The following is a 24,860-nucleotide window of genomic DNA, read 5'->3' as shown; positions in this document are numbered from 1 at the left end:
GTGTGCTCTAGGCTTTATCGCGCAAAAAGCGCAGCGCCACGCGGGTCGACTGCTCGGCGGCGCCGCGCAGAACCGGGTCGACGTCGTCGTAGATCTCGTCCACGATCGTGCCCACGTCCACGTTGCCGCCGTGTTTGGCCAGCGCGTCGCGGATCTGCTGCAGCCTCAGGTTGCGCCGGTCGATGTACTTGCGGGCAAAGGCGGACAGGTCCTGGCCTTCCGGCCCGTGGCCGGGCAAAAGCATGACGTCCTTGCCCACCTCCTCGAGCATGGCCAGCGTGTCCAGGTACGCCCCGAGGTCGCCGTCCGTCTCCGAGATCATGGTCGTGTGGCGCCCCGCGATGGTGTCGCCGGAAATGATGCCCTCAAGCTGCTCACTTTCCGGCTCGCCGGTGTAGACGAAGTAGCAGACGGAATCCATTGTGTGGCCCGGCGCCGCCACGACCTTCACGCACGGGGTGACCCCGTCGACAGAGATCAGCTCGCCGTCCGCCACAGGCTCCGCCCCGGCGGAGTAGTTGGCGTCCATCGCGCGGATCGGCGCGCCGGTGAGCTGGCGGAAGCGCCTGGCACCGTCCGCGTGGTCGTGGTGACGGTGGGTGAGCAGGATGAGCGCAACCTTGTCCGCCTTTGCCTGCAGGACGTTGAGGTGTCCCTCGTCCTCCGGGCCCGGGTCGACGACGATGCTGGACTCGTCGCCCGGGGCGCGGATAACCCAGGAGTTCGTCCCCTCGAGCGCTGCGTAGCTGGGGTTGGGGGCGAGGACCACCGCTGCCGACGGGGTCACTTGGCGCAATTGGCTGTAAGCAGGATGCTGCATGGGCCCCAGCCTACCGGTTTGAGCGGGGTTTTCTACTCGCTCCGGGCCCGCGGCCTGCTCAGCTGTCCAGCCCCGAGGTGAGCTCCACAATGAGCTCAAGCTCGACCGGAGCGTCCAGCGGCAACACGCTGACCCCGACGGCGGAGCGGGCGTGCGCCCCAGCCTCGCCGAAGATCTCCCCGATCAGCTCGCTCGCCCCGTTGATCACGCCGGGCTGGCCGGTGAAGTCGGGGGAGGAAGAGACGAAGCCGACCAGCTTGACCACCCGGGCGACGTTGTCAATGCCCACCAGGTCGTCCACCGCCGCAAGCGCGTTGAGCGCGCACTGGCGCGCCAAGTCAGCGGCCTGCTCGGCGCTCACCTCGGCGCCGACCTTGCCCGTGGCGTGAAGGGAACCCTGCACGACGGGGAGCTGGCCGGACGTCCACACCTGGTTGCCCACGCGCACCGCAGGAACGTACGCGGCGACGGGCGCGGCCACCGGGGGAAGCGAGATATCCAACTGCGCGAGGCGCTCAGTCCACGTCTCAGTCCGCGTCATGGCCTACTCCACCTCCCGCTTCATGTAAGCCACCATGTTCTCCGGCGTCGGGCCGGGCGTGACGGTGACGAGCTCCCAGCCGTCCTCGCCCCAGGTGTCCAGGATCTGTTTGGTCGCGTGGCTGAGCAACGGCACGGTTGCGTATTCCCATTTAGTCATGCCCACACCCTACCTGGGCACACGGGCGTGGCGCCGGGCTAGAGCCCGACGACCTCGCCCCCCTCGGCGAGGTGGGTGGCCCAGTCCGTCACGTGCGGGTTCTTGCGCAGCACCGCGCGGCGCTGGCGCTCGGTCAGGCCGCCCCACACTCCGAACTCGACCTTGTTGTCCAAAGCGTCCGCGCGGCACTCCATCTGCACGGGGCAGTGGCGGCAGATGACGGCGGCCTTGCGCTGCTCCGCACCGCGCACGAACAGGGCGTCCGGATCGCCGTTGCGGCAGTTGGCGTGGGTCACCCACTCTCCTCGGTCAAGAACCAGGTTGCCGCTTGCATCGCATTTGCGGGGGGATTCCTGTCGCTGCTGGGCGGAGGTGGCGTGGCGGCTGAGAGTGGTCGTCATAGAGATCTCCTTACAAACGTGCGTGCGGCCCGACGGGCGGACCTTGGCGGCCGTCCAGTTGCTGCGCTCACACACCGCAACCTGCAACGGCCCCCAACGGAAGCATCGGTTGATGTAAGTGTATTCACATGGCCCTATCGGTGTCGAATGCATCACACATTCAGGGGGATCTGGCGGTTCCCCCACACGGGGTCCATCCCTTAAGGTAATGAGGGTGTCCGGACTGACATCTTTCGTGAAACTCATCCTCGCCATGGTCGCGTCAGCGCTGGCCATCGCGCTATGCATTGCCCCGGTAGCGGGGCTCGGCGGCATGGCCGTGGCGCGCACAGACGCGACGATGCAATCGAACCTCTCCGACCTCACCAGCGGCGACGTGCCCGGCGTGACCACTATCACCGACGTGCACGGGACCCCCATTGCGTGGCTGTACAAGCAGCGCCGCTACGAGGTGGGCAGCGAGGACATCTCGCAAAGCGCCAAGGACGCCCTGGTGGCCACCGAGGACCGCCGCTTCTACGAGCACGAGGGCGTGGACATCCAGGGCTTTGCCCGCGCCGTGGTGACGAACCTTTTGGCCGGCGGGGTCGAGCAGGGCGCCTCGACGATCAATCAGCAGTACGTGAAGAACTACCTCTGGCTCATCGAGGCGGAGGACGAGGAAGACGTGCGCGCGGCCACCGAGCAGTCCATCCCCCGTAAGCTGCGGGAGATGCGCATGGCCTCCGATTTGGACAAGACGCTGTCGAAAGAAGAGATCCTCACCCGCTACCTCAACCTCGTCTCCTTCGGCAACCACGCCTACGGTATCGAGGCGGCGGCGCGCACCTACTTCGGCATCCCCGCCAGCGACCTGGCCCCCGAGCAGAGTGCCCTGCTCATCGGCCTATTGCAGTCCGTGGAGTATCTCAACCCCTACACCAACCCCGAGGGCGCGACGCAGCGCCGCAACCAGGTGCTGACGAACATGGCGGCGCAGGGCTACATCACCCAGGAGGAGGCGGACAACCTCGCCGCCGGGCCGCTGGGGATCCTCCCCGAGCCCGCAGTGCTTCCCGACGGCTGCATCGCCGCCGGGGACGCCGGCTTTTTGTGCGACTACGCCCTGCGCTACCTCGAAGGCAAGGGCCTGCCTCTAGAGGAGCTCGAAACCGGCACGTACACCATCACCACCACGCTCGACCCGCAGGTCCAGGAGGCGGCGCAGCAGGCGGTGCGCTCGGCGGTCAGCCCCGAGGCCACCGGCGTGGCCCAGGTGCTCAACGTCGTGCGCCCGGGCGAGAACTCCCGCGACATCGCGGCGATGGTCTCCTCGCGCTACTACGGCCTCGAGCTCACGGCGAACCAGACGTATCTGCCGCAGCCTTCCTCCCTGGTGGGCAACGGCGCCGGCTCGGTGTTCAAGATCTTCACCGCTGCCGTGGCGCTGGAGCAGGGCTACCGGCTCGACACCATGTTGGAGACCCCGGAGCGCTCCGTCGTCTACGGGATGGGCGCCGGCGGCGCCCCCGGCTGCCCGCCCGGTGCGTACTGCGTGGAAAACGCCGGCACCTACGCCCCGCGGCTCACGCTGCGCGACGCGCTCGCCCAGTCCCCGAACACGACCTTCATCGAGCTGATCCAGAAGGTCGGGGTGGAGCCGACGGTGGACATGGCCGTTCGCCTGGGCCTGCGCTCCTACGAGGAGGAGGGCACCTACGACGGCGAGCAGTCCATCGCCCAGGCGGTGTCCGAGGGCAACATGGGCTCGTTCACCCTGGGCCCCACGGCGGTCAACGCGCTGGAGCTGTCCAACGTGGGCGCCACCATCGCCTCGAACGGGCGCTGGTGCGAGCCGAACCCGGTGGTCAGCGTGCAGGACAAGCGCGGGCAGGAAGTCTTCATCGAGCGCACTCCCTGTGAGCAGGCCGTTAGCGCCGACGTGGCGGCGGCCCTGGCGCAGGGCATGTCCGAAGACGCGCGCAGCGGCACGGCCCAGCGCGCGGCGAACGCGGCGGGCTGGAACGCCCCAGTGGCGGCGAAGACCGGGACGACGGAGTCCTACCAGTCCTCCGCCTTCATGGGCTTTACCCAGGCGGTCGCGGGCGCGCCCTACATCTTCAACGACGGCACCGAGACCACCCCGCTGTGCACCTCGCCGGTGCGCCAGTGCGCCTACGGCAACCTCTACGGCGGCAATGAGGCGGCCGATACCTGGTTCCGCATGGCGAACAACGTCCCCGGCGCGCGCGAGGCGGGCTTGCCGCAGCCGAGCCGGTCGTTCCAGGCCAGCAACCGCCGCAACGCTGTCAATCAGGTCGTCGGCCGCAACGTCGACGAGGCGCGTAAGCAGCTGGAGGAACAGGGCTTTTCCGTGTCCGTCAACATGGTCCCCGGCAACGGCGAGCCCCGCGACACGGTGCTGTGGTCAGACGCCGCGGACCCGAAGCTCGCTCCCGGCAGCCTGATCACCCTCAATGTCTCGGACGGGGCCCCGCCGCGGGGCGAGGGGCGCGGGGACGCCCCGAGCGAGCTGCCGGACCTCGGGGACCTCGGGGACCTCGGCGACCTCGGGCGCCAGATCGAGGAGGCGCGCAACGCCCTCAACTCGATCCTGGGCGGCGGCTAGCTGCCTAGCCGGGCGCGCACCGCCGCGGAGAGGCGCTTGCCGTCGGCGCGGCCGGCCGCCCGGGCGGTGGCCTCCTTCATCACGGCGCCCATCTGGGACATGTCGCTGGCGCCGAGGTCGGCGAGGGTGGCGTCGATAAGCGAAGAAAGCTCCTCGTCGCTGAGCTGCTTCGGCTGGTAGACCTCGAGGATCTCGGCCTCGGCGAGTTCCTGGGCCGCAAGCTCCTCGCGGCCGTTCGTGGAGTAAATCTCGGCGGACTCGCGGCGCTTCTTGATCTCGCGGGCGATGATCTTCAGGATCTCCTCATCGCCCGCCTCGTGCTTGGCCCCCTCCGTCTCCGCCGTCTGGATGGCGGCAAGGAGCATGCGCAGGGTGCCCGTGCGCTCCTTCTCCTTCGCCTTCATTGCTTCTTTCAGGTCGGCGCGGATCGTTGCTTTCAGCTCACTCATGGGTCCGAGACTACGCGACCTGTAACGTGGACCGGGTGAGAAAGTCCACCTGCGTTGCCTCCACCCTCACCGCGCTCGCCGCCCTCGGGGCAGGGACTCTGGCCCACGGCGTGCGCGAGCTCACCAACTTCACGCTGAAGACGTACGAGCTCGCCCTGCTTGAGCCCGGCACCCTGCGCGGTGCGGGCTCCTTCGACATCGTGCACGTGGCTGACCTGCACATGATCCCCGGCCAGCGCCGCAAGGTGGATTTTGTGCGCGCCCTCGACGAGCTCGAGCCCGACCTGGTGGTCAACACCGGTGATAACCTCTCCGACCCCGCCGGCGTGCCCTGGGTGCTCGACGCGCTCGGCCCGCTGCTCCACCGCCCCGGGGCCTTCGTCTTCGGCACAAACGACTACTGGGCCCCGCGCCCCGTCAACCCCCTGAAGTACCTGCGGGATGCGAAGCGCGCGCCCTCCTACGTCGACCTGCCCTGGCAGGGAATGCGCGCCGCGTTCATCGAGCACGGCTGGCGCGACGCCACCCACCAGCGCCTCGAGTTCAAGGCCTCCGGGGTGCGCCTCGCCTTGACCGGCGTCGACGACCCCCACCACGACCTCGACGACTACTCCCGCGTCGCCGGGGCCCCCAACGCGGACGCCGACCTTTCTATCGCGCTCACACACGCGCCTTATCGACGCCCCCTCGACGCCTTCGAGGCCGACGGCTACGACCTCGCCCTCGCCGGCCACACCCACGGCGGCCAGATCTGCCTGCCCGGCGGGCGCGCCGTGGTCACAAACTCCGACATCGACCGTGCCCGTGCCTCCGGCCTACACCGCTACGGCCGGATGTGGCTCGAGGTCTCCAGCGGCCTGGGCACCTCCAAGTACGCTCCCGTGCGGCTGTTCTGCCCGCCCTCGGCGGCGTTGATCCGCGTGACGGAGCGCCGCTGAACTGGTGTTTTGGGCTTTGCACCGCGCTAGGTTAAAGTTGCTCGAGTAGCGCGCGCCGCTAGGACGCGCGAAACAACCGGGATATGGCGCAGCTTGGTAGCGCGCTTCGTTCGGGACGAAGAGGTCGCAGGTTCAAATCCTGTTATCCCGACCATTATTTATTGTCGTTTCCCAACGACTAGGCGGCCCCGCCAGCACCACCGAGTGCGGCGGGGCCGCCCGTTCTTGCGCCCCTCGGCCGAACGAACTACGCGCCCCTGCGACGCACGCCAACCAGCCCGAGAAGCGCCGCCGCAGCGGAGAGCCCGACGCCGACCCACAGCACCGCCGCGGAGCCCTGGTTACCCGCCGCGGACAGCGCGGCGGTGGACCAGTGCATCGGCAGCGCGGCCGAGACAGCCGCCGTGGCGGCGCTGACGGCGCCGGTGGCGGCCACCTTCCACACCCAACCGACCACCGCGATCTGCGCCGCCACGAAGGCGGCCGCCGCGGCGCCTCCGGCGCGGGCGCCGAGCGCGCGGATGAGCAGGGTGGTCAGCCCGGCGGAGGCGAAGGTCGCCACGGCGCAGGCGAGCAGCGACGCGGCCAGCGCCGCCGGGCCGAGGCCGACGCCGAGCAGGAAGACGAGGAGGAACCCGAGCAGCGCGACGAACACCCCGCCGGCGCCGAGGACCCACCAGCGCAGGCGCGGCAGCGCGAGTGCCACCGCGGCGATCGCGGCGCCGCCGACGAGCAGCAGCGCGCTGATGAGCATGGCGGCCAGGGGTGCCAGCGCAGAGGCCGGCGCCTCCTCCCCGGCACCCGCGGTCGGCGGGGCGGCCGGCAGGGCGCGCTGAACGGCCGTGATCTTGTCGGCGGTCAGCCCGGCGACCTGGTCCAGCTGCTCCGCCCCGTCGCGCAGCGCCCCGACGCCCTCGTCGGCGGCCCCGGCGCCCTCGTTGAGCTCGGTGAGCCCGCTGGCCAGGGCGGCCGCGCCGTTCGTCGCGGAGTAGACGCCGTCGTGGTAGGCGTAGCCGGGCACCGCGAGCTGGTTCGCCACCTCGCGGGAACCGTCCTTGAGCTCGTTGAGCTGGGCGACGATATCCGGCGGCAGCTCCGCCACCAACGCCTGTTCGCGCAGGCCCCGCAGCGCGTCTCTGGCGCGCGCCACGTCGGGGTCGCGCGAACCGCGCATGGTGTCGAGCGCGCTGTCGATACCGGCGACGACCTGGCCGCGCACGGCATCGAACCCGACAACCTGGTCGACGACGCCGCCGACGGTGTCCGCGATCCGTGTCGCGCCATCCGCGAGCTGGCCGGTACCGGCCTGCAGCTCCACCATGCCCTGGGACAACTCCTGGGCTCCGGAGTGGGCGGCGGAGATGCCGTCGATAAGCTCCTGCGAGCCCTCGTCGAGCTGGATAGCCCCGTCTTTGAGCTGGGCCGATCCCTGGGTGAGGAAGCCCGCCTGCGAGGAGGCCTCCCCCGCGGCGCGGCGCGCGTCGACAAGGTTGTCCGGGCCCGCGGCCGCGGGCGCGCCCGTCGGCCCGTCCCCCTCGGCACCGCTGGTCCACGTGTCCGCGGGACTCATCGGAAGGAAAGCCCCGGCAACGAGCAGCGCGGCCGCGGGCAACAAACGCCATTTCATGTCTGGCAAATATAGTGCCGGGGCCGGGCGCGCTGTGCCAGGCGCACCCTGCACGGGGAGGTTCGAGGCCCTAGGTTTGTTAGTTGCTACGCTTTCATTTGTTTCCATGACAACCGCACAAATCTGACGAGCCGCCCTTCGGCTTTGGAGAAACCCCCATGACACTACCCCTTGTACTCGTGCTGGTAGGGGCGACGGTCGCGCTGTCGCCGCTGCTCGTGCGGCTGATGGACAGGAAAGCGGGGTGGCCCCTCGGCCTTGTTCTCCTCGCCTCCGCCTTCATCCTCGGGCGCGAATACCCCCGCGTGATCGACGGTGAGGCCGTCACCTGGGAGGTGGCCTGGGCGCGCGACCTGCTGGGCCCCGGCACGCAGGTGGACTTCGCGCTGCGCGCCGACGGCCTCGGGATCTTCTTCGCCCTCCTCGCGCTCGTCATCGGCGCGGTCGTCCTTATATATTCGGCCGCGTACCTGCCGAAGCGCCAGGGCAACACCAGCTTCTACACCATCATGACGGCGTTCACGCTGTCGGTTCTGCTGCTCGTGCTTGCCGACGACGTCGTCCTACTCTTCATTGCCTGGGAGCTCGTCTCCCTCGCCTCCTTCTTCCTCATCGCCCGCTCGGGCTCCTCGGGCGAGGCCGGCTCCTACCGCACGCTGGTACTCACCTTCTTCGGCGGACTGACGCTGCTTGCCGCCCTCGGCCTGGCCTCGGTGGCGGCCAGCACGACGCGCCTGTCGGGAATCTTGGCCTCCCCGGTCTTCGCCGACCGCCCGGAGCTGACTTCGCTGATCGCGATCCTCGTCGCGGTCTCCGCCTTCACGAAGGCCGCGCAGTTCCCCTTCCACTTCTGGCTGCCAGAGGCCATGGCCGCGGCCACGCCGGTCTCCGCCTTCCTGCACGCCGCGGCGGTGGTCAAGGCGGGCATTTACTTGCTGGTTCGCTTTTCGACGCTCTTCCGCGACGTCCCCGTCTGGAACGGGCTTTTGCTGGCCATCGGCCTGTTCACCGCGATCATGTCCGCGGTGTTTGCCATCACGAAGACGGACCTGAAGCACCTGACGGCCTACTCCACCGTCTCCCACCTGGGCTGGATCGTGGCGGCTATCGGCGTGGGCACGCAGGCGGCGCTCGCGGCGGCACTTCTGCACACCCTCGCGCACGCTTTGTTCAAGTCCTCGCTGTTCATGCTCATCGGCGTGGTCGACCACGAGGCCGGCTCGCGCGACATCCGCCGCCTCGGACCCCTGCGCAAGAAAATGCCGTTCACCTTCGCCTCCACGGTCGTCGCGGCGGCCTCCATGGCGGCGATCCCGCCGCTGTTCGGCTTCGTGTCCAAGGAGTCCATCCTCGCGGCCTTCGAGGAAGCGCCGTTCGGCCCGCTGCTGCTCGCCCTGGCGGGTATCGCCGCCTTCCTCACCTTCGTGTACTCCGCGAAGATCGTCTTCGGCGCGTTTATCGACGGCACCGCCGACGCCTCCGACGTCCACGAGGCGCCGGTTTCCCTGTGGCTGCCGGCCGCGCTGCCCGGGCTTAGCTCGCTGGTTCTGCCCTTCGCGCTCGGCGTGATGGACGGGCCCATCACCGCGGGGGTGCGGGCGGTGACCGGCGACGAGAGCTTTACCACTCACATCGCCCTCTGGCACGGCGTAACCGTTCCCCTGCTCGTCTCCCTGGCGGTCATCGTCGCCGGCGTCGCCTTCCTCTTCGTGCGCCGGAGGGTCTTCGCCGCCGTGGAGAACCGCCAGCTGCTGCCTCTGAGCGGCAACGACATCCTCGCGGGTCTGACCCGGGGCCTGACCGGGCTCGGCCGCGTGCTGGGGGCCCCGGCGAACGGGCTGAACCCCTCGCGCCACCTCGTGTGGCTCATCGCCTGCATGCTCGTGCTCGGGCTGTCCGTCCTGCTGTTCACGGAGGGCATCGACGGGGTCGAGCCTGCCGAGCGCGTGCCCGGCACGACCTCCTGGTGGGACCTTTTGCCCCTGGGCATCATCGCGCTGTCCGTCGCGGGCCTCGCGGCCACGCGCAGCCGCCTGGCCGCCGCCGTCCTGGTGGGCACCGTCGGCGTGGGCCTGAGCCTGCAGATGCTCATGCTCGGCGCCCCAGACGTCGCCCTGACGCAGCTGCTGGTGGAGGCGCTGACCGTCGTGGTCATCATGCTCGTGCTGCGCTACCAGCCGCGCGCCTTCCCGGTAACCCCACGGCGCCGGAAGTGGCTGGCCGGAGCCCTGGCCGTCCTCGCCGGGGCCATCGCGTTTGCGGGCGTGTACGGCCTGACCGGCCGCCGCGAACGCTCCGACCTGGCCATGTGGTACCTCACCGAGGGCGGGGCGCTCACCAGCGCGGACAACATCGTCGCGGTCATCATCGTCGAGTTCCGTGGCTTCGATACCCTCGGCGAGCTGTCGGTGCTGGGCATGGCTGCCGTAGTCATCCTGGCGGTGACCTCCTCGATGCCGCGCCACAAGTTCGAGGCTGGCACGCGGCCGCGTCCCTTCGGCCAGTCCCAGCTGAACACCATGCCGCTGCGCAAGGTCACCGTGCTTGTCGTGCCGGTGCTCATCGTCCTGTCCGTGCTCATCTTCTTCCGCGGCCACAACGCCCCGGGCGGCGGCTTCATCGCCGCCTTGGTCATGGCCACCGGCTTCGGCCTGCACTACCTGTCGAAGGGCGCGGACTCCTACGTAGTGGGCCACCACACGCCGATCCGCCTGGCGGGCTGGGGCATCGTCATCGCGATCGGCGCCGGCTTCCTCGGGTTCCTCGAGGGTGGCTTCCTCTACGCCATCCACGGCGAGATCGCCGGCGAGCACCTGACCACCTCGCTGATCTTCGACTTCGGCATCTACCTCGCGGTGCTCGGCATGGTCACGCAGGCGATTAACCAGCTCGGTGGCTACCTGCGCCCGGGCGCCGAGCCGGAGGAGCTGAGCTACCGCCGCGACGGGGACAACCCGCTCGGCGGGGTGCCCGAGCCCGAACAGCCCGACAACGCCGTTGACGCCCACCCGGAGCCGATTAACCCGGCCGACAACCCGAAGCCCGTGGCTTCGCAGGAGGTTTCCAACCGATGATCGTGGCATTGACTATTGCCGTTCTTACCGCGGGGGCGGTGTACCTGGTGATGCAGCGCGGCATGGTGCGCATCATCTTCGGTATGACCCTCTTGGGCCACGCCGCGAACCTGACGCTGCTCGCCGCCGGCGTCGGCGCGTGGCGCGGCGAGGCCTTCCCCTCGCGCACCCCGCTTGACGAGATGGCCGACCCGCTGCCGCAGGCCTTCGTTCTCACCGCCATCGTCATCGCGATGGCCACGACGACCCTGTTGCTCATGACGGCGGCCCTCGGCAAAACTGACGACACCGAGGACGCGGAGGTCCCGGCGCTCGAGTCCACCCCCGGCTACGACCCGCACAGGTTCAGCCCCTCCGCGCTGTCCACCGCGGGCCGCCGCGCGCGCCTTACCTCGGACCGGTCCGAAGGGCAGGCCAACGCATGACGATCGACGCCATCCTTCCCCTCTTCGCCGCGGTCCCGCTGATCATCTCGGCCGTCACCGCCCTCAACCCCTACAAGCCGCTTAACGACGCCCTGGCGGTCGCCATCCCCGCCCTCAACCTGGCGGGCGGCGTGTGGCTGTTCGCCCACACCACCGCCAACGGGGCCATCGGCCACGTCATCGGCCTCTACCAGGGCGGGGTGGGCATCTCCTTTGCGGCCGACGCGTTCTCGGCGATCATGCTCATCACCACGATGGTGGTGGCGCTGGTTGCCAACTGGTTCGCCATCGTCTCCGGGGAGACCCAGTCCCGCTACTACACCCCGCTTACCCTGGTGCTCATCACCGGCGTCAGCGGCGCGGTGCTCACGGCGGACCTGTTCAACTTCTTCGTCATGATCGAGGTCATGCTCCTGCCCTCCTACGGGCTGATTGCCATGACGGGCACGCGCTACCGCCTGGCCGCGGCCAGAATGTTCATCCTGGTCAACCTCGCGGCCTCGACGCTGTTGGTGATGGGCGTGGGCTACATCTACGCGGTATCCGGCTCGGTCAACCTCGCCGCGCTGCAGGGACTGGCGGCCGGCAACGGCCCCTTGACCGTCGCCGCGGGCATCATCGTCATCGCGATCGCCGCGAAGGCGGGCGTCTTCCCCGTGCACACCTGGCTGCCGCGCTCCTACCCCTCCTCGAGCGCCGCCGTGATGGGCCTGTTTTCGGGCCTGCACACCAAGGTGGCCGTGTACATGCTGTTTCGCCTGTGGGTGGTCCTTTTCGACATGGACCCGCGGTGGAACGCCCTCATCGTGGTCATCATGGTCGTCTCCATGCTCATCGGCGGCTTCGCCGGCCTGGCCGAGAACTCCCTGCGGCGGGTGCTTGCGTACCAGATGGTCAACGGCATGCCGTTCATCCTCGTCATGCTGGCCTTCACTAGCGACGACCCGCGCCGCGCCCTGGCCGCGGGCCTGATCTACACGCTGCACCACATGATCACGGTGGGTGCCCTCGTGCTCAACACGGGCGCGATTGAGGAGACGTACGGCACGGGACGGATCTCCAAACTCGCCGGCCTGGCCCGCCGCGACCCGCTGACCGCGGCAGTCTTCGCCGCCGGGGCGCTGTCCATCGTGGGCTTCCCGCCGTTTTCGGGCACCTTCGGCAAGATCTCCGTGGTCTTCGCCGCCGCGCTCGCGGGCGACTGGCGCAGCTGGGTGGTCATCACCGCGATCATCGTCGCGTCCTTCGGCGCCCTGCTGGCCATGATGCGCGTGTGGCGGGAGGTCTTCTGGGGCAGGCCCATGCAGCACTACCCCGCCGAGCTGAAAGTCCGCTCCAGCCTGCTCGCGCCCTCAGCGGTGCTGATGTTCATCTCCCTGGCCATGTTCCTCGCCGCCGGCCCCCTGTGGGCGGCGTCGACGGCCTCGGTGGACGGGCTGCTGGACGTGGACTCGTACACCGCCGCCGTGCTCGGCGGCGAACCGATCGGCGTCCCCGACGCCGCTGAGTTCCAGGGAGGCACCAACTGATGGCTCTGAAAAGCATCGGCCACGCGCTGGGCTACGGCGCGTGGCTCATCAAAGAAATCTTTTCCGCAGGCACCACCGCCGCCATCGCGGCGTTCTCGCCGGATTCCGGGCTCCAGCCGATCGTCATCGTCTACCCGCTGCGCGTGACCACCGAGTGGCAGCGCTTCTGGCTATCCACCTCCATCACGGCGACGCCGGGGACAATGTCAATCGGTTTCCGCCGCGACCCGGCCGGAAGCGAGCGGATGTATCTGCTGGTGCAGGCTGCCTTCGGCAAGGACCCCATCGCGCAAATCGAGGGGATCATGGACATGGAGCAGCGGCTCTGCCCGAGCGCGGCGGACACCCCCCTCGACCCGGCGACGGTGGAATGGACCCCTTACAGTGATCGCGGCCCGGTACGGGACGCACCCCCCGCGGAAAGGTTGGACTAGACATGTTTGAAACAATCATCACCGCCTGCATCGTCGTCATGGCGGCGTGTATCCTCGTCGGGCTCGGCGCGCTCATAGCGACGAAGGACGAGCTGTCCCGGGCTGTCATGGCGGACCTCATTTTCTACGCCATGGTGGCCGCATACCTGATGTGGACCCTGTTCAACAGCACCATGATCGGTTACGAGGTGGCCATCCTCGCCGCCCTGGTGTGCGGGGCTATCCCGACGCTGGCGATGGGGCGCATCATCGCGAGGGGGCGGCGCTAATGACTATCTGGGAAATCATCACCGCGACGCTGGTCATTCTCGCCACCGTCTACACGGTGGCCACCACCGTTTTGCAGCTGCGCGCGCCTGACGCGCTGACGCGCGCGAACCTGCTCGGCCCGCTGGTCTGCGTGGCCTTCCCGCTGATTGTCCTGGCCAAGCTCATCCGCTCGTGGTCAACCGCAGGCTTCGACCTCAACGACTTCCTCCGCGCCGTCGTCGCTATCGCGGCCGTGTGGATCGTCGCCTCCGGAGTCACCTTCGTCCTGGGCCGCTCCATCTACGGCGTCACATTCTCGGACCGGGCGGCCGCCGCGGAGGACGGCGCCACGGAAAAGGCCTAAGGGTACAGCCCGGACGTCGACAAGCGAAAAGGGCCCGCACCGGACAAACGGTGCGGGCCCTTACTCACGCGAGCTTAGAAGACGGTGGACTGGTCTTCCTTGTCGTCGGTGTCAGCGGCCTCGCGCTTGCGCGACAGCTCGGCGCGCAGCTTCTGCTCGAGGTCCTTGTCCACGTTGCCCCAGTAGGCGAAGGTGCGCTCCTCGACGTCCTTGTCCTCGATGGGCAGCATCTTGTTGGTGACGTTGTTGATGAAGCGCTCCTTGGCGGCGTCATCGAACACGTCGCGGTACAGGGTGCCCGCCTGGGTGAAGTCGTCGTCCTCGGCGTGCTTGACGTACGCCGCGCGCACCAGGTCGGTGCCGTGCGGGTCCGGGTTGACGTACAGGTTCTCCGCCTGGCCGTAGTCGGTGTGGTTGGAGGAGGAGTCCTCGCCGTTGTCCAGGTAGCCCGCGCCCTTGTCGGTGCGGTTCGGCGAGTAGTTCGGCTCGCCCTCGTTGGAGAAGAAGTACGCCATGGAGCCGCGCTCGGCGTAGGTGTTGACGTCCACGATCGGGCGGTTGACCGGCAGGTCCTTGTAGTTCGCGCCAATGCGGTAGCGGTGCTGGTCGGCGTAGGCGAACACGCGGGCCTGCAGCATGCGGTCCGGGGACAGGCCGACACCCGGGACGAGGTTCGACGGGTCGAGCGCGAGCTGCTCGATCTGGGCGTGGTAGTTCTTCGGGTTGCGGTTGAGCACGAAGTAGCCCACGTCCACCAGCGGGTAATCCTTCTGGGACCAAACCTTGGTCAGGTCGAAGGGGTTGAAGCGGTAGTTCTCGGCGTCCTCGAAGGGCATGATCTGCACCTTGACGTCCCAGATCGGGTAGTCGCCGCGGTCGATGGCGTCGTAGAGGTCCTGGCGGTGGAAGTCGGCGTTCTTGCCGGCCATCTCGGTGGCCTCTTCGTCGGTGAAGGTCTCCCAGCCCTGGCGGGTCTTGAAGTGGTACTTGATCCACACGGCGTCGCCCTCGGCGTTGACCCACTGGAAGGTGTGGGAGCCGAAGCCGTCCTGGTGGCGGGAGGTCTTCGGGGTGCCGCGGTCACCGAGCAGGTAGGTCACCTGGTGCGCGGACTCCGGGGTGCGGGACCAGAAGTCCCACTGCATCTCGTCGCTGCGCAGGCCGGTGTCCGGCTGGCGCTTCTGGGAGTGGATGAAGTCCGGGAACTTCATGCCGTCACGCAGGAAGAAGGTCGGCGTGTTGTTGCCCACGATGTCGTAGTTGCCGTCCTCCGTGTAGAAACGCAGGGCGAAGCCGTGGACGTCGCGCCAGGTATCCGGGGAGCCCGCCTCGCCGGCGACGGTGGAGAAGCGGATGGCCATCGGGGTAACGGTGCCCGGCTGGAACAGCTTGGCCTTGGTGTACTTGGACACGTCCTCGGTGATGTGCAGCTCGCCGAATGCGCCGTGGCCCTTGGCGTGCGGGATACGCTCGGGAACGTTCTCGCGGTTGAAGTGGGCCAGCTTCTCAATGAGGTGGATGTCATCGAGCACGTTCGGGCCCTGGCGCCCCGCCGTGACCGAGATGTTCTCGGACGCGACCGGCTGGCCGCCGAGCTGGGTGGTCTTGCCGTTTCCTGCAGGGCGCTCGCCGCGTGCGACGATCTCCTCTGCCTTGGACTTGTCTGCCATGAATCGGCCTCCTAATCAAAAGCGTTTCATTATCGATGTTGGACATTCCATATCCTACGTGCGAACGAAATAGCCAGCAACGAGTTTCAGCCATCTCCAACTTCCTGCTTACCCCACGGGGAGCATCCCCGGTATGCTGGTAATCTTCCACGTGTGAGCAGCAGAAACGACGATTACGTCACCGATTTGGCCCTGCGGGCCGGGCGGGGCGACAAAGCTGCTCTCTCCGAGTTCATCCGGCACACGCAGGACGACGTCTGGCGGCTGCTCGCCCACCTCGCGGGCCGCGAGCACGCCGACGACCTCACCCAGGAGACCTACCTGCGGGTGATGAGCGCGCTGCCGCGCTTCGCCGCCCGCTCCTCGGCCCGCACCTGGCTGCTCTCGCTCGCCCGCCGCGCGTGGGTCGACTCCGTGCGCCACGACATGGCGCGCCCCCGCAAGTCCGCGGCCGAGTACACCGACGTCGCCGCCCTCAGGCCCAGCACCGACGACCCCAACACGTGGTCCGAGGTCATCGACGCCCGCGCGCTTCTCGACGCCCTGCCGGCCGAACGTCGCGAAGCCCTCGTGCTCACCCAGGTGCTGGGCTATACCTACGAGGAAGCTGCGAAAATCTGCGGCGTGCGTGTGGGCACGATCCGCTCGCGCATCGCCCGCGCCCGGCGCGACCTGATCGACGGGGCCGGCCCGGCCTAAGGGCAGCGACACAACCTGCACAAAGGCGCATAACGGGGTGCGGCCCACTAAGATAACCCCGGTCAGAATCTTTCAGCCCTCTTTTTTCGGAGCCACGACCGCACCATGCTCAGGAACGCAATCGGTATTTCTTTCGCCTTCATCGGCGTCCTCGTCGGGGCGGGTTTCGCCTCGGGCCAGGAGGCGATGCAGTACTTCGTCGCCTTCGGCACCCAGGGCTTCTGGGGCGCCATCCTCAGCGCCGCCCTCATGCTCATCGGCGGCATTTCCGTGCTCGAGCTTGGCAGCTACTTCCAGGCCCAGGAGCACATGGAGGTGCTCGGCCGCATCTCCGGCAAAGTCGTCTCCTGGATCCTCGACATCGCCACAATCACCACCTTGTTCTCCATCGGCTTTGTCATGTTCGCCGGCGCCGGGTCCAACCTGAACCAGCAGTTCGGCCTGCCGGTGTGGGTAGGCGCCCTCATCATGCTCGTTCTCGTCATGGGGATCGGCATGCTGGACGTCGATAAGGTGACGGGCGCCATCGGGTTCCTCACGCCTTTCCTCGTGATCTTCGTCGTCGCCGGATGCACCTGGACCATCGTTAACGCTTCCCCGGATTGGACGGCGCTGAACCAGTCCGCCGAGCAGGTCAGCACCACCCTGCCTTCGTGGTGGGTGTCCTCGCTGAACTACACGGGCCTGAACTTCATCTGTGTGACCTCAATGGCCATCGTCATCGGCGGCAACTACCTCGATCCGCGCGCGGCGGGCGTCGGCGGCGCGCTCGGCGGGCTCGGCTACCTCGTCATGCTCCTGCTGCTGTGCGGCGCGCTGCTCGTCTCCGTCGACTCGGTTGCCGGCCAGGACATGCCGACGCTGACCCTCATCAACGAGATCAACCCCACCCTCGGCCTGGTCATGTCGTTCATCATCTTCGGCATGATCTTCGCCACCGCCCTCGGCATGTTCTACGCCCTGGGCAAGCGGCTCTCGCGCGGGCGCACCGATAAGTTCCGCGTCATCTTCATCTCCGCCTGCCTGCTCGGCTTCGTGCTCTCCTTCGCCGGTTTCCAGAACCTCGTCTCCTACGTCTACCCGGTCCTCGGCTACATGGGCGTGGTGCTCATCGTCGTCGTCTCGGTCGCCTGGCTGCGCGGTTCGCAGATTCTGCGCCAGGAGGGCACCCGGCGCCGCCGGGCACTCGAGCTGACGCGGATCAAGCTCGACCCGCGCCGGCGCTTCACCAAGAAGAACAGGGACGAGTTGGCAGTGATCACCGCGTCCTCGAACGTGGCCGACGCAAGCTTCATCGAGGCGATCGAGGACGAGGTCGGCCAGGAGCTGCTCAAGGACGACGAGGTTGACTTCGACCCCAATGACCCGTCAGGCGAAATCGTGTACGTCTCCTACTCGGAGCCCTCCGGCCCCGAAGAGCACGTCACGGCGGCGCAGGACATCGACCCACCCACGGAACCCGCCGAGCCCACCAAGAAAGACAAGTAGCGCGGGCACAAAAAACTCCAGGCCGCCCGGCCTGGAGTTTTTTTACGTGTGGGTCGCTGCTACACGCCGAAGAGGCTGGCCACTCGCCCGGCCAAGCGGTCGATCCAGCTAGAGGAGCTGCTGCTACCCGACGAGCTGGGCGCGCTCTCCTCTTCCGGGTCATCGTCGCGGACGACGACCCGGAAGGTGCCCTTCTCGCCCGATGCATCCTCCACCTCGATGGTGGCGTACTCCTTCGGCTGCGCCGTGGCGGAGGCGGTGACGCGCAGGGTGTCCTCCCCGCGGATCACACTCCAGCCGGCGGGAAGGGCGGAGGCGTCTTGCTCCGGGATGGCGAAGGTGCGCCCCTGGGTGGAGTCGAAGGCGACGGTATCGCCGGCGGAGACCTCGATGTCCTCGGTGCCGGAGACAGACACCACCGTGGTGGTGTCACTGCTACCGGCGGCGATGGCGGGGGCGGGAGCCGCGAGCGTCATCGCCACAGGCAGCGCGACCGCAGCCGCGCAGGCGCGAGCGCGCTGGGTGGAACGATGAGAAAAAGTCACGGTTTCCATTGTGTTCACGCTAGGCAGGAAGGCAAACTCTAGCTACGGTCTTTACCGTATTGCAACCAGCCTGTAGCTCTTTAGTCGCCCTCTTGGAGTCGCCAGCGCTCAGCTAGACCAGCAATTCGGCGATCTGGATCGTGTTCAGGGCCGCGCCCTTGCGCAGGTTGTCGCCCGCGACGACGAAGACGAGGCCGCAGCCGCCCTCAACCGCCTGGTCCTGGCGAATGCGCCCGACGAGGGACTCGTCCTTGCCGGTGGCTTCGAGCGGCGTTGGCACGTCCACCACGCGCACGCCCGGCGCGGCTGATAGCACCTCGCGCGCCTTTTCGGCCGTTATGGGCTGCGCGAACTCGGCATGCACGACCATGGTGTGGCCGGTGAAAACGGGCACGCGCACACAGGTGCCGGACACGCGCAGCTGCGGCAGGCCGAGAATCTTGCGGGACTCGTTGCGCAGCTTCTGTTCCTCGTCGGTCTCCAGCGTGCCGTCGTCGACGACGCTGCCGGCCAGCGGCAGGACGTTGTAGGCGATGGGTTCCGCGTAGGGGCCCAGGTCGGCGGGGGCGAGGACTCCGCCGTTAGTCGTCAGCTCGGTGTTGCGCTCGCCGGTCTCGGCGATCTGCCCGGCCAAAGCGTTGACCCCCGCCAGTCCGGAGCCCGAGACCGCCTGGTAGGAGGCGACGCGCAGGCTGGTCAGGCCAGCTGCGTCGTGCAGCGCCTTGGCCACCGGCATGATCGACATGGTGGTGCAGTTCGGGTTCGCGATGATGCCCTTCGGCAGCGCCGCCGCCTTGTCCGGGTTGACCTCGGAGACGATCAGCGGAACCTCGTTGTCCTTGCGGAAGGCGGAGGAGTTGTCCACCACCTTCGCGCCGGCGGCGGCGAAGACGGGGGCCCACTGCCTCGACGTCTCCCCGCCGGCGGAGAACAGCGCGATGTCCACGTCGGCGATGGATTCCTCCGTCACCTTCGTCAGGTCCTCCACGGCGATGTCCTCGCCGCGGAACTGGAGGACCTTGCCCGCGGAGCGGGGCGAGGCGAAAAAGCGCACCTTCTCCGCCGGGAAGCTACGCTCCTCGAGGATGGAGCGCATCACGCGCCCCACTTGTCCGGTTGCTCCGACGACTGCGATGGTGGTCATGCGAATCCTTCCTTCGGTTGGGGCTTAGCGGCCGGTGCCGGCGTAAACCACGGCCGGCTCGTCGCCGCCGAGCTCGAACTTGGTGTGCAGGGCGCGGGCCGCCTCGGCCAGGTCGATCTGCCGGACCACGGCGGTGATGCGGATCTCCGAGGTGGTGATCATTTCGATGTTGATCCCGGCGTCGCGAAGCGCCTCGGCGAAGTCCGCGGTGACCCCTGGGTGGGACTTCATACCCGCTCCGACGAGGGAGACCTTACCGATTTGGTCGTTGTAGATCAGGTCGTCCCAGTCCTCCGTGTCCTGCAGGCTGGCCAGCAGCTCCATGCCGCGCTTGCCGTCGGCTTTGGGCAGGGTGAAGGTGATGTCGGTCTTGTTGTTCTCCAGGGAGGAGATGTTCTGCAGGACCATATCGATGTTGATTTCGGCGTCCGCGAGCACGCGGAACACCTTGGCGGCCTCGCCGGGGGTGTCCCGGATGCCGAGGATGGTGATCTTCGCCTCCGAGTCGTCGGTGGCCACGCCGGTCAGTACTGCTTCCTCCACGGGGATATCCTCCATTGCTCCGGCGACGAGGGTGCCGGGGTCGTTGCTGTAAGACGAACGGACGCGCATGGGCACGTTGAACGCGCGGGCGTACTCCACGCTGCGCAGAACCAGAATCTTCGAGCCGGACGCCGCGAGTTCCAGCATCTCCTCGAAGCAGAGCTGCTCAAGCTTGCGCGCGTCGGGAACGATGCGCGGGTCGGCGGTGTAGACGCCGTCGACGTCCGAGTAGATCTCGCACTCGTCGGCGCCGAGCGCCGCGGCGAGCGCCACCGCCGTGGTGTCCGAGCCGCCGCGGCCCAGGGTGGTCACGTCGCGTGTGTCGCGGTTGACGCCCTGGAAGCCGGCCACGATGGCGATCTTGCCCTGGTCGAGCGCCTCCCGGACGCGGCCCGGGGTGACCTCGAGGATCCTCGCGTTGCCGTGGCGCTCGGTGGTGATCACGCCGGCCTGGGAGCCGGTGAAGGACTGCACCTCGGCGCCGAAGGAGGCGACGGCCATGGCGACGAGCGAGTTGGAGATGCGCTCGCCCGCGGTGAGCAGCATGTCCATCTCGCGGGCGGGGGGAACCGGGTTGACCTGGGCGGCGAGGTCCAGAAGCTCGTCGGTGGTGTCGCCCATCGCGGAGCAGACCACGACGACGTCGTGGCCCATCCGCTTCGTGTTGACCACGCGCTCCGCGACTGCCCGGATGCGTTCCGCGCTTTCCAGGGACGATCCTCCGTACTTCTGGACGATCAATGCCATTCGCTAAGCCACCTTCCGCTTCACGCTCCGGGAATCCGCGCTCCAATAGTACTAGGCCGCCCGAGACCAGGGGAGAGAAAGGTGAAAAGTATTCAGTGACCGACGCCCGCCCCTAAGGTTGAACGCGTGCACAGCAACGCCCTCGCCGTCTTCCTTGCGCTCCTCTCGGCGGCGATGATCGCTGCGGGCACCGTCTGGCGCCACCACATCGTGCGCGCCGGGCTCGGCCAGTGGGAGGCAAATGCGTCCCCTTTGACGTCGTTAAGCACCCCCGGCTGGTGGCTGTCCATCGCCCTGGCCTTCGGCGCCTACGCCGTCCAGGCCCTCGCCCTCGCCTTTGGTTCCCTGCTGGTGGTGCAGCCCGTGCTCACGCTCTCGCTCATGCTCACGCTCGCGCTGTCGGCGCGGGTGGAGCGGCGGCACATGGAGGCTGACGAGGCGTTCTGGAGCCTCGTGCTCACACTCTGCGTGGGTGTGCTCGTTCTCTTCGGCCGCCCGCTGCCCGGCGAGCGGCTCGGCCCGGCCTGGGAGTGGCTCGCCGCCATCGCGATCGGCACCGCCACATGCGGGACGCTATTCGCAGTTGCTTATCGACGCCCCACCCCCGCCCCCACCAAAGCGCTCCTGTACGGGATCGTCTGCGGCGCCACCTTCGGCTTCGTCGCCGTCTTCGCCAAGGTCTCGGTGGACGCCTTCACCGCCGGCGGGCTGGACACGCTCCTGACAACCTGGCAGTTCTGGGCACTGCTGGCCACCGCTGTCATCGGCACCGCGGTGCAGCAGTACGCCTTCGGGGCGGGTATCCTCTCGCGCTCCCTGCCCGCGATGAAGATCGGCGAGCCGCTCGTGGCGCTGGCGCTGGGCCACGTCCTGCTCGGCGAAAGCTTCGCGGCACTGTCCCTGCCCTTCGGCTGGGTGCTGCTGTGCGCCGCAATCGCCGGGATGGTCGGGGCGACCGCCATGCTCTCGCGCCGGCCCGTGCCGTAGCCGGGGGGTGCGCTGGTGGTAATGCCGGTTCCGAAAGTGTTTACCCGGGTGCGCAGAAAGTTGCGGGTCTCGTTGATCGTCGCTGCAGGGATCGACTCGTCTGACGAGACGGCGTCGCGCGTGAACTGCTCAGTCGAGGTCGTCCGTGGCTGGGCAGAAAAATGCCGGTTCCAGCGCGGCCACCACAAGGGCGCCGAGCCCCTTCTCTGCCCGCGCGCATCTAAGCAGAACAGGGCGCGAAGTAGACCTCCGAGTTGATGACGTCTCCGTCCCGCACTTCCCCGGAAACACACAGTTCTCAACCGACCCTGTTGCGCCGCGCCACTGCCCGACTATGATGTGGCGTATGTCATTGGCACGGCGGAGCCTGTTCGGGCTACTTCTCCTTCTACGCCGCGGCGGGAATCAGGCCCTTACCTAACACGGCCGGCACCCCGTCGCGGAGTTCGTGTTTGCCGGCCGTGAGCCCCACAACGAAGAAGGAAACGCTATGACGCCGAGCACCAACGAGTTTTTCGCCCCCAACGAAATCCGCACTCCCTCCGGCCCGCGCAACGAGGGCCAGCCCGCCTGGAATAAGCAGCGCGGCTCCCAGATGCCCGTCGACCGCTACCGGCCGTTCGCCGAGGAGGTCGAGGACATCGTTTTGCCGGACCGCACCTGGCCGGACAAGAAGATCACCGCAGCGCCCCAGTGGTGCGCCGTGGACCTGCGCGACGGCAACCAGGCGCTGATTGACCCGATGAGCCCCGAGCGCAAGCGCCGCATGTTCAACCTGCTGGTGCAGATGGGCTACAAGGAGATCGAGGTGGGCTTCCCCTCCGCCTCCCAGACTGACTTCGACTTCGTCCGCGAAATCATCGAGCAGGACATGATCCCCGAAGACGTGACCATCCAGGTGCTCGTGCAGGCGCGCGAGCACCTGATCCGGCGCACGTTTGAGGCCTGCGCGGGTGCGCGCAACGTCATCGTCCACTTCTACAACTCCACCTCGAAGCTGCAGCGCGAGGTGGTCTTCCGCAAGGACCGCGCGGCGATCAAGAAGCTGGCCACCGACGCGGCCGAGCTGATCAAGACCATCGCTCGCGACTACCCGGACACGAACTGGCGCTGGGAGTACTCCCCGGAGTCCTACACCGGCACCGAGCTGGACTTCGCGCTCGAGGTCTGTGACGCCGTGGTGGAGGTCATGGAGCCGACGCCGGAGGATCCGATCATCATCAACCTGCCGTCGACGGTAGAGATGATCTCGCCGAACGTCTACGCCGATTCCATCGAGTGGATGCACCGCAACCTGGCTAAGCGCGACAGCATCATCCTCTCCCTGCACCCGCACAACGACCGCGGGGAGGGCGTCGCCGCGGCCGAGCTGGGCTACCTCGCCGGCGCGGACCGCATCGAGGGCTGCCTGTTCGGCAACGGCGAGCGCACCGGCAACGTCGACCTGGTCACGCTCGGGCTGAACATGCTGACGCAGGGCGTCGACCCGCAGATCGACTTCTCCGATATCAACCGCATCCGCGAGGTCGTCGAGTACTGCAACCAGCTGCGCGTCCCGGAGCGCCACCCCTACGGCGGCGAGCTCGTCTTCACGGCGTTCTCCGGCTCGCACCAGGACGCGATCAACAAGGGCCTCGACGCCCTGGCGCAGAAGGTCCGCCCGGAGGCTTCCTCCACCGACGTCAGCTGGGAGGAGCTGCGCGATACCGCCTGGGAGGTGCCCTACCTGCCGATCGACCCGAAGGACGTCGGCCGCACCTACGAGGCTGTCATCCGCGTCAACTCCCAGTCCGGCAAGGGCGGGGTGGCCTACATCATGAAGACGGACCACGGCATCAACATGCCCAAGGCGATGCAGCCGGAGTTCTCCGCCATTGTCCAGGCCATCACGGACTCCGAGGGCGGCGAGGTCAACTCCAAGAACATGTGGGACATCTTCGCCGGCACCTACCTGGACCTGGATAGCCCCCTGGAGCTCATCGACTTCGAGGTCGCCGGCACCGACAGCGAGGGCGCGGACTCCACCGTGACCGCCCGGGTGGTCTACGACGGCGCCCAGCGCGAGATCCACGGCACCGGCAACGGCCCCATCGCTGCCTTCGCCCAGGCGCTGGAGAGCCTCGGCATCGACTTCGAGGTGCAGGATTACTCGCAGCGCTCCCGCAGCGCCGGCGACGACGCGGACGCCGCCTGCTACATCTACGCCGAGGTCGACGGGGCCACCGCGTGGGGCGCGGGAATCGCGGCTTCGACCACGCGCGCTTCCCTGAAGGCGATCGTCTCCGCCGTCAACCGAGGGCTGAGCGGGGGACGCGCAGGTGGCGTGTAGGGCGCGCTTTTGGGGCGTCGTCAAGCATGCTCTGCGGGGCAACTAGACTCTGAGCAATGAGCGCTCCGCAGACCGACCCCGAGGACTACCCCTACGTGGCGGTATACGTCCAGGCCACGGGCATCCACCCGACGACGGCGCGCCTGATTTCGCTCGACGCCGTCGCCTTCGATGACTCCGGCCGGGTCGGCGAGGACCTGCACATCGTGTTCAACCCCGGCGAGGACCCGGGGCCGCGGCACACGCACGGCCTCGAGCCGGGGGACGTCGGGCAGGCGCCGCGCTTTTCGCGCCACCTCAAGACGCTGGACAAGCTTTTCGACGCCCGCACGCTCGTCACCCACGACACCTCCTTTACCTGGGGTTTCATTGTCTCGGAGGCGCGTCGCGCCATGAACGCCGCGGCGCGGGCGAACCGCTCGCGCAACCGCCGCAACGGGCGGCGGCGCCAGCGCGTCGGCCACGTCCCGCGCCCCACCGAGATCGTGGACACCCTGGCCAGCGCCCGGCGCGGCGGGATTGTGCCCGAGGACCTGCGCGTCGGCGCGCTCGCCCGGCTCGTCGGCGTTGAGGCGGACGAGCCGACCGCCACGGTGGAGCGGGCCCAGCGGCCGGAAGAGGAGACCTCCCGCGAATTGACGCTGACCATCGTGGCCACCTACCTCGAGCTGCGCTCCCGCGGCGCACTCTCGGTGCGCACCCCGGAGGAGCTGACCGCCGACCGTTTCGGCCTGCAGCGCAGCCGCCTGCGTGTCGACGCCGACAAGGAGGACGCCCCGGCCGAGAACCCGGGGCTGTACTCCCCCGCCGAGGGGCTGCGCCCCGGCATGGAGGTGGTGGTATCCGACGACGTGCGCGTCGAGCCCGACGAGATCATCGGCGCCGCGCTTGACGCGGGCCTGAGCTACTCGGAAAAGCTCACTCGGAAGACCTCGCTGGTGGTCTCCGACGCCGTGGCCAAAGGCGCGAAGCTGCGCGGCAAGACCATGCACGGCCACCGCAAGGGCATCCCCGTGATCTCCGCCGAGGAGTTTTTCGCCGCCGTGCCCGCGCCAGAGCAACGCTCCGTCGCGGGAGGGGTCTAACGTAT

The 24,860-nt window shown here is 68.1% G+C and carries 23 protein-coding genes and 1 tRNA gene; 14 read left to right on the top strand and 10 right to left on the bottom strand.

Annotation, left to right across the window (positions count from 1 at the left end; translation table 11 throughout):
* Positions 1-7: 7 nt before the first annotated feature.
* Genes CAURIS_RS00945 through CAURIS_RS00930 form a run of 4 tightly spaced genes read right to left on the bottom strand, consistent with a single transcriptional unit; the run spans position 8 to position 1,921 of the window.
* Entirely contained in the window at positions 8-820 is an 813-nt protein-coding gene (locus tag CAURIS_RS00945) for an MBL fold metallo-hydrolase (RefSeq protein ID WP_290342372.1), read from the bottom strand.
* A gap of 58 nt (positions 821-878) precedes the next feature.
* Positions 879-1,361, bottom strand: coding sequence for a RidA family protein (locus CAURIS_RS00940; protein WP_290342371.1), 483 nt, complete (start codon positions 1,359-1,361; stop codon positions 879-881).
* A gap of 3 nt (positions 1,362-1,364) precedes the next feature.
* A complete protein-coding gene (sp36, locus tag CAURIS_RS00935; RefSeq protein ID WP_290342369.1) occupies positions 1,365-1,520 on the bottom strand; it encodes a Sp36 family protein in 156 nt (51 codons plus the stop codon).
* Between the two features lie 38 nt (positions 1,521-1,558).
* Complete coding sequence (locus CAURIS_RS00930; RefSeq protein ID WP_290342368.1) at positions 1,559-1,921, bottom strand: WhiB family transcriptional regulator; 363 nt, start codon at positions 1,919-1,921, stop codon at positions 1,559-1,561.
* 214 nt (positions 1,922-2,135) lie between these two features.
* Between CAURIS_RS00930 and CAURIS_RS00925 the strand changes: the two genes are divergently transcribed.
* Positions 2,136-4,529: a transglycosylase domain-containing protein gene (locus CAURIS_RS00925; protein WP_435384011.1), complete on the top strand. Its 2,394-nt coding sequence runs from the start codon at positions 2,136-2,138 to the stop codon at positions 4,527-4,529.
* Here the strand turns inward: CAURIS_RS00925 and CAURIS_RS00920 are convergent.
* Positions 4,526-4,978, bottom strand: coding sequence for a GatB/YqeY domain-containing protein (locus CAURIS_RS00920; protein WP_290342367.1), 453 nt, complete (start codon positions 4,976-4,978; stop codon positions 4,526-4,528). The two genes, CAURIS_RS00925 and CAURIS_RS00920, sit on opposite strands and share 4 nt — an antisense overlap.
* A 35-nt stretch (positions 4,979-5,013) precedes the next feature.
* On the opposite strand from CAURIS_RS00920, the gene CAURIS_RS00915 reads away from it, so the two are divergent.
* A complete protein-coding gene (locus tag CAURIS_RS00915; protein WP_290342366.1) occupies positions 5,014-5,916 on the top strand; it encodes a metallophosphoesterase in 903 nt (300 codons plus the stop codon).
* 77 nt (positions 5,917-5,993) lie between these two features.
* Positions 5,994-6,070: transfer RNA gene (locus tag CAURIS_RS00910), tRNA-Pro, on the top strand.
* Between the two features lie 93 nt (positions 6,071-6,163).
* On the opposite strand, the gene CAURIS_RS00905 is transcribed toward CAURIS_RS00910, so the two are convergent.
* Positions 6,164-7,543, bottom strand: a complete 1,380-nt coding sequence (locus CAURIS_RS00905) for a hypothetical protein (protein WP_290342365.1) — start codon at positions 7,541-7,543, stop codon at positions 6,164-6,166.
* A gap of 158 nt (positions 7,544-7,701) precedes the next feature.
* On the opposite strand from CAURIS_RS00905, the gene CAURIS_RS00900 reads away from it, so the two are divergent.
* From CAURIS_RS00900 to CAURIS_RS00875, 6 genes are read left to right on the top strand one after another with little or no spacing between them, the layout of a single operon-like run.
* Entirely contained in the window at positions 7,702-10,617 is a 2,916-nt protein-coding gene (locus CAURIS_RS00900; protein WP_290342364.1) for a DUF4040 family protein, read from the top strand.
* Positions 10,614-11,042: a cation:proton antiporter subunit C gene (locus tag CAURIS_RS00895; protein WP_290342363.1), complete on the top strand. Its 429-nt coding sequence runs from the start codon at positions 10,614-10,616 to the stop codon at positions 11,040-11,042. The genes CAURIS_RS00900 and CAURIS_RS00895 overlap by 4 nt, the downstream gene beginning before the upstream one ends.
* Positions 11,039-12,571 carry a monovalent cation/H+ antiporter subunit D family protein gene (locus tag CAURIS_RS00890; RefSeq protein ID WP_290342362.1) on the top strand — a complete coding sequence of 511 codons (1,533 nt, stop codon included), beginning with the start codon at positions 11,039-11,041 and terminating at the stop codon, positions 12,569-12,571. Before CAURIS_RS00895 ends, CAURIS_RS00890 begins: the two co-directional genes overlap by 4 nt.
* The gene (locus CAURIS_RS00885) at positions 12,571-13,005 is read left to right on the top strand and encodes a monovalent cation/H+ antiporter subunit E (RefSeq protein WP_290342361.1); all 435 of its coding nucleotides are present in this window, start codon (positions 12,571-12,573) and stop codon (positions 13,003-13,005) included. Before CAURIS_RS00890 ends, CAURIS_RS00885 begins: the two co-directional genes overlap by 1 nt.
* A 2-nt stretch (positions 13,006-13,007) precedes the next feature.
* Positions 13,008-13,274 (top strand): cation:proton antiporter, encoded by a 267-nt coding sequence (locus CAURIS_RS00880; RefSeq protein WP_290342359.1) that lies wholly within the window; start codon positions 13,008-13,010, stop codon positions 13,272-13,274.
* Positions 13,274-13,618, top strand: coding sequence for a Na+/H+ antiporter subunit G (locus CAURIS_RS00875; RefSeq protein WP_290342357.1), 345 nt, complete (start codon positions 13,274-13,276; stop codon positions 13,616-13,618). The genes CAURIS_RS00880 and CAURIS_RS00875 overlap by 1 nt, the downstream gene beginning before the upstream one ends.
* 74 nt (positions 13,619-13,692) lie before the next feature.
* On the opposite strand, the gene CAURIS_RS00870 is transcribed toward CAURIS_RS00875, so the two are convergent.
* Positions 13,693-15,288 (bottom strand): catalase, encoded by a 1,596-nt coding sequence (locus CAURIS_RS00870; protein ID WP_290342356.1) that lies wholly within the window; start codon positions 15,286-15,288, stop codon positions 13,693-13,695.
* Between the two features lie 153 nt (positions 15,289-15,441).
* On the opposite strand from CAURIS_RS00870, the gene CAURIS_RS00865 reads away from it, so the two are divergent.
* Together CAURIS_RS00865 and CAURIS_RS00860 are read left to right on the top strand one after the other, a co-directional pair.
* Entirely contained in the window at positions 15,442-15,987 is a 546-nt protein-coding gene (locus CAURIS_RS00865; RefSeq protein ID WP_290342355.1) for an RNA polymerase sigma factor, read from the top strand.
* Between the two features lie 105 nt (positions 15,988-16,092).
* On the top strand, positions 16,093-17,475 hold the full coding sequence (locus tag CAURIS_RS00860; RefSeq protein WP_290342354.1) for a YkvI family membrane protein: 1,383 nt from the start codon (positions 16,093-16,095) through the stop codon (positions 17,473-17,475).
* Between the two features lie 59 nt (positions 17,476-17,534).
* Here CAURIS_RS00860 and CAURIS_RS00855 read toward each other — a convergent pair whose 3' ends face one another.
* The 3 genes from CAURIS_RS00855 to CAURIS_RS00845 all read right to left on the bottom strand — a co-directional run bounded on the left by CAURIS_RS00855 (position 17,535) and on the right by CAURIS_RS00845 (position 20,454).
* Positions 17,535-18,029, bottom strand: a complete 495-nt coding sequence (locus CAURIS_RS00855; protein ID WP_290342353.1) for a hypothetical protein — start codon at positions 18,027-18,029, stop codon at positions 17,535-17,537.
* 103 nt (positions 18,030-18,132) lie between these two features.
* Positions 18,133-19,164 (bottom strand): aspartate-semialdehyde dehydrogenase, encoded by a 1,032-nt coding sequence (locus CAURIS_RS00850; protein WP_290342352.1) that lies wholly within the window; start codon positions 19,162-19,164, stop codon positions 18,133-18,135.
* Positions 19,165-19,188: 24 nt separating this feature from the next.
* Positions 19,189-20,454 carry an aspartate kinase gene (locus CAURIS_RS00845; RefSeq protein WP_290342351.1) on the bottom strand — a complete coding sequence of 422 codons (1,266 nt, stop codon included), beginning with the start codon at positions 20,452-20,454 and terminating at the stop codon, positions 19,189-19,191.
* 126 nt (positions 20,455-20,580) lie between these two features.
* On the opposite strand from CAURIS_RS00845, the gene CAURIS_RS00840 reads away from it, so the two are divergent.
* The 3 genes from CAURIS_RS00840 (at position 20,581) to CAURIS_RS00830 (ending at position 24,855) form a co-directional block, all read left to right on the top strand.
* Complete coding sequence (locus CAURIS_RS00840) at positions 20,581-21,441, top strand: DMT family transporter (protein ID WP_290342350.1); 861 nt, start codon at positions 20,581-20,583, stop codon at positions 21,439-21,441.
* Positions 21,442-21,931: 490 nt separating this feature from the next.
* A complete protein-coding gene (leuA, locus tag CAURIS_RS00835; protein WP_290342349.1) occupies positions 21,932-23,770 on the top strand; it encodes a 2-isopropylmalate synthase in 1,839 nt (612 codons plus the stop codon).
* A 56-nt stretch (positions 23,771-23,826) separates the two neighbouring features.
* Positions 23,827-24,855: an exonuclease domain-containing protein gene (locus tag CAURIS_RS00830; protein WP_290342348.1), complete on the top strand. Its 1,029-nt coding sequence runs from the start codon at positions 23,827-23,829 to the stop codon at positions 24,853-24,855.
* The last annotated feature ends 5 nt before the right edge of the window (positions 24,856-24,860 follow it).

Origin of the sequence: Corynebacterium auris, assembly GCF_030408575.1 — a bacterium.
Lineage (GTDB): Bacteria > Actinomycetota > Actinomycetes > Mycobacteriales > Mycobacteriaceae > Corynebacterium > Corynebacterium auris.
This window is presented reverse-complemented; position numbering and strand designations above follow the sequence as displayed.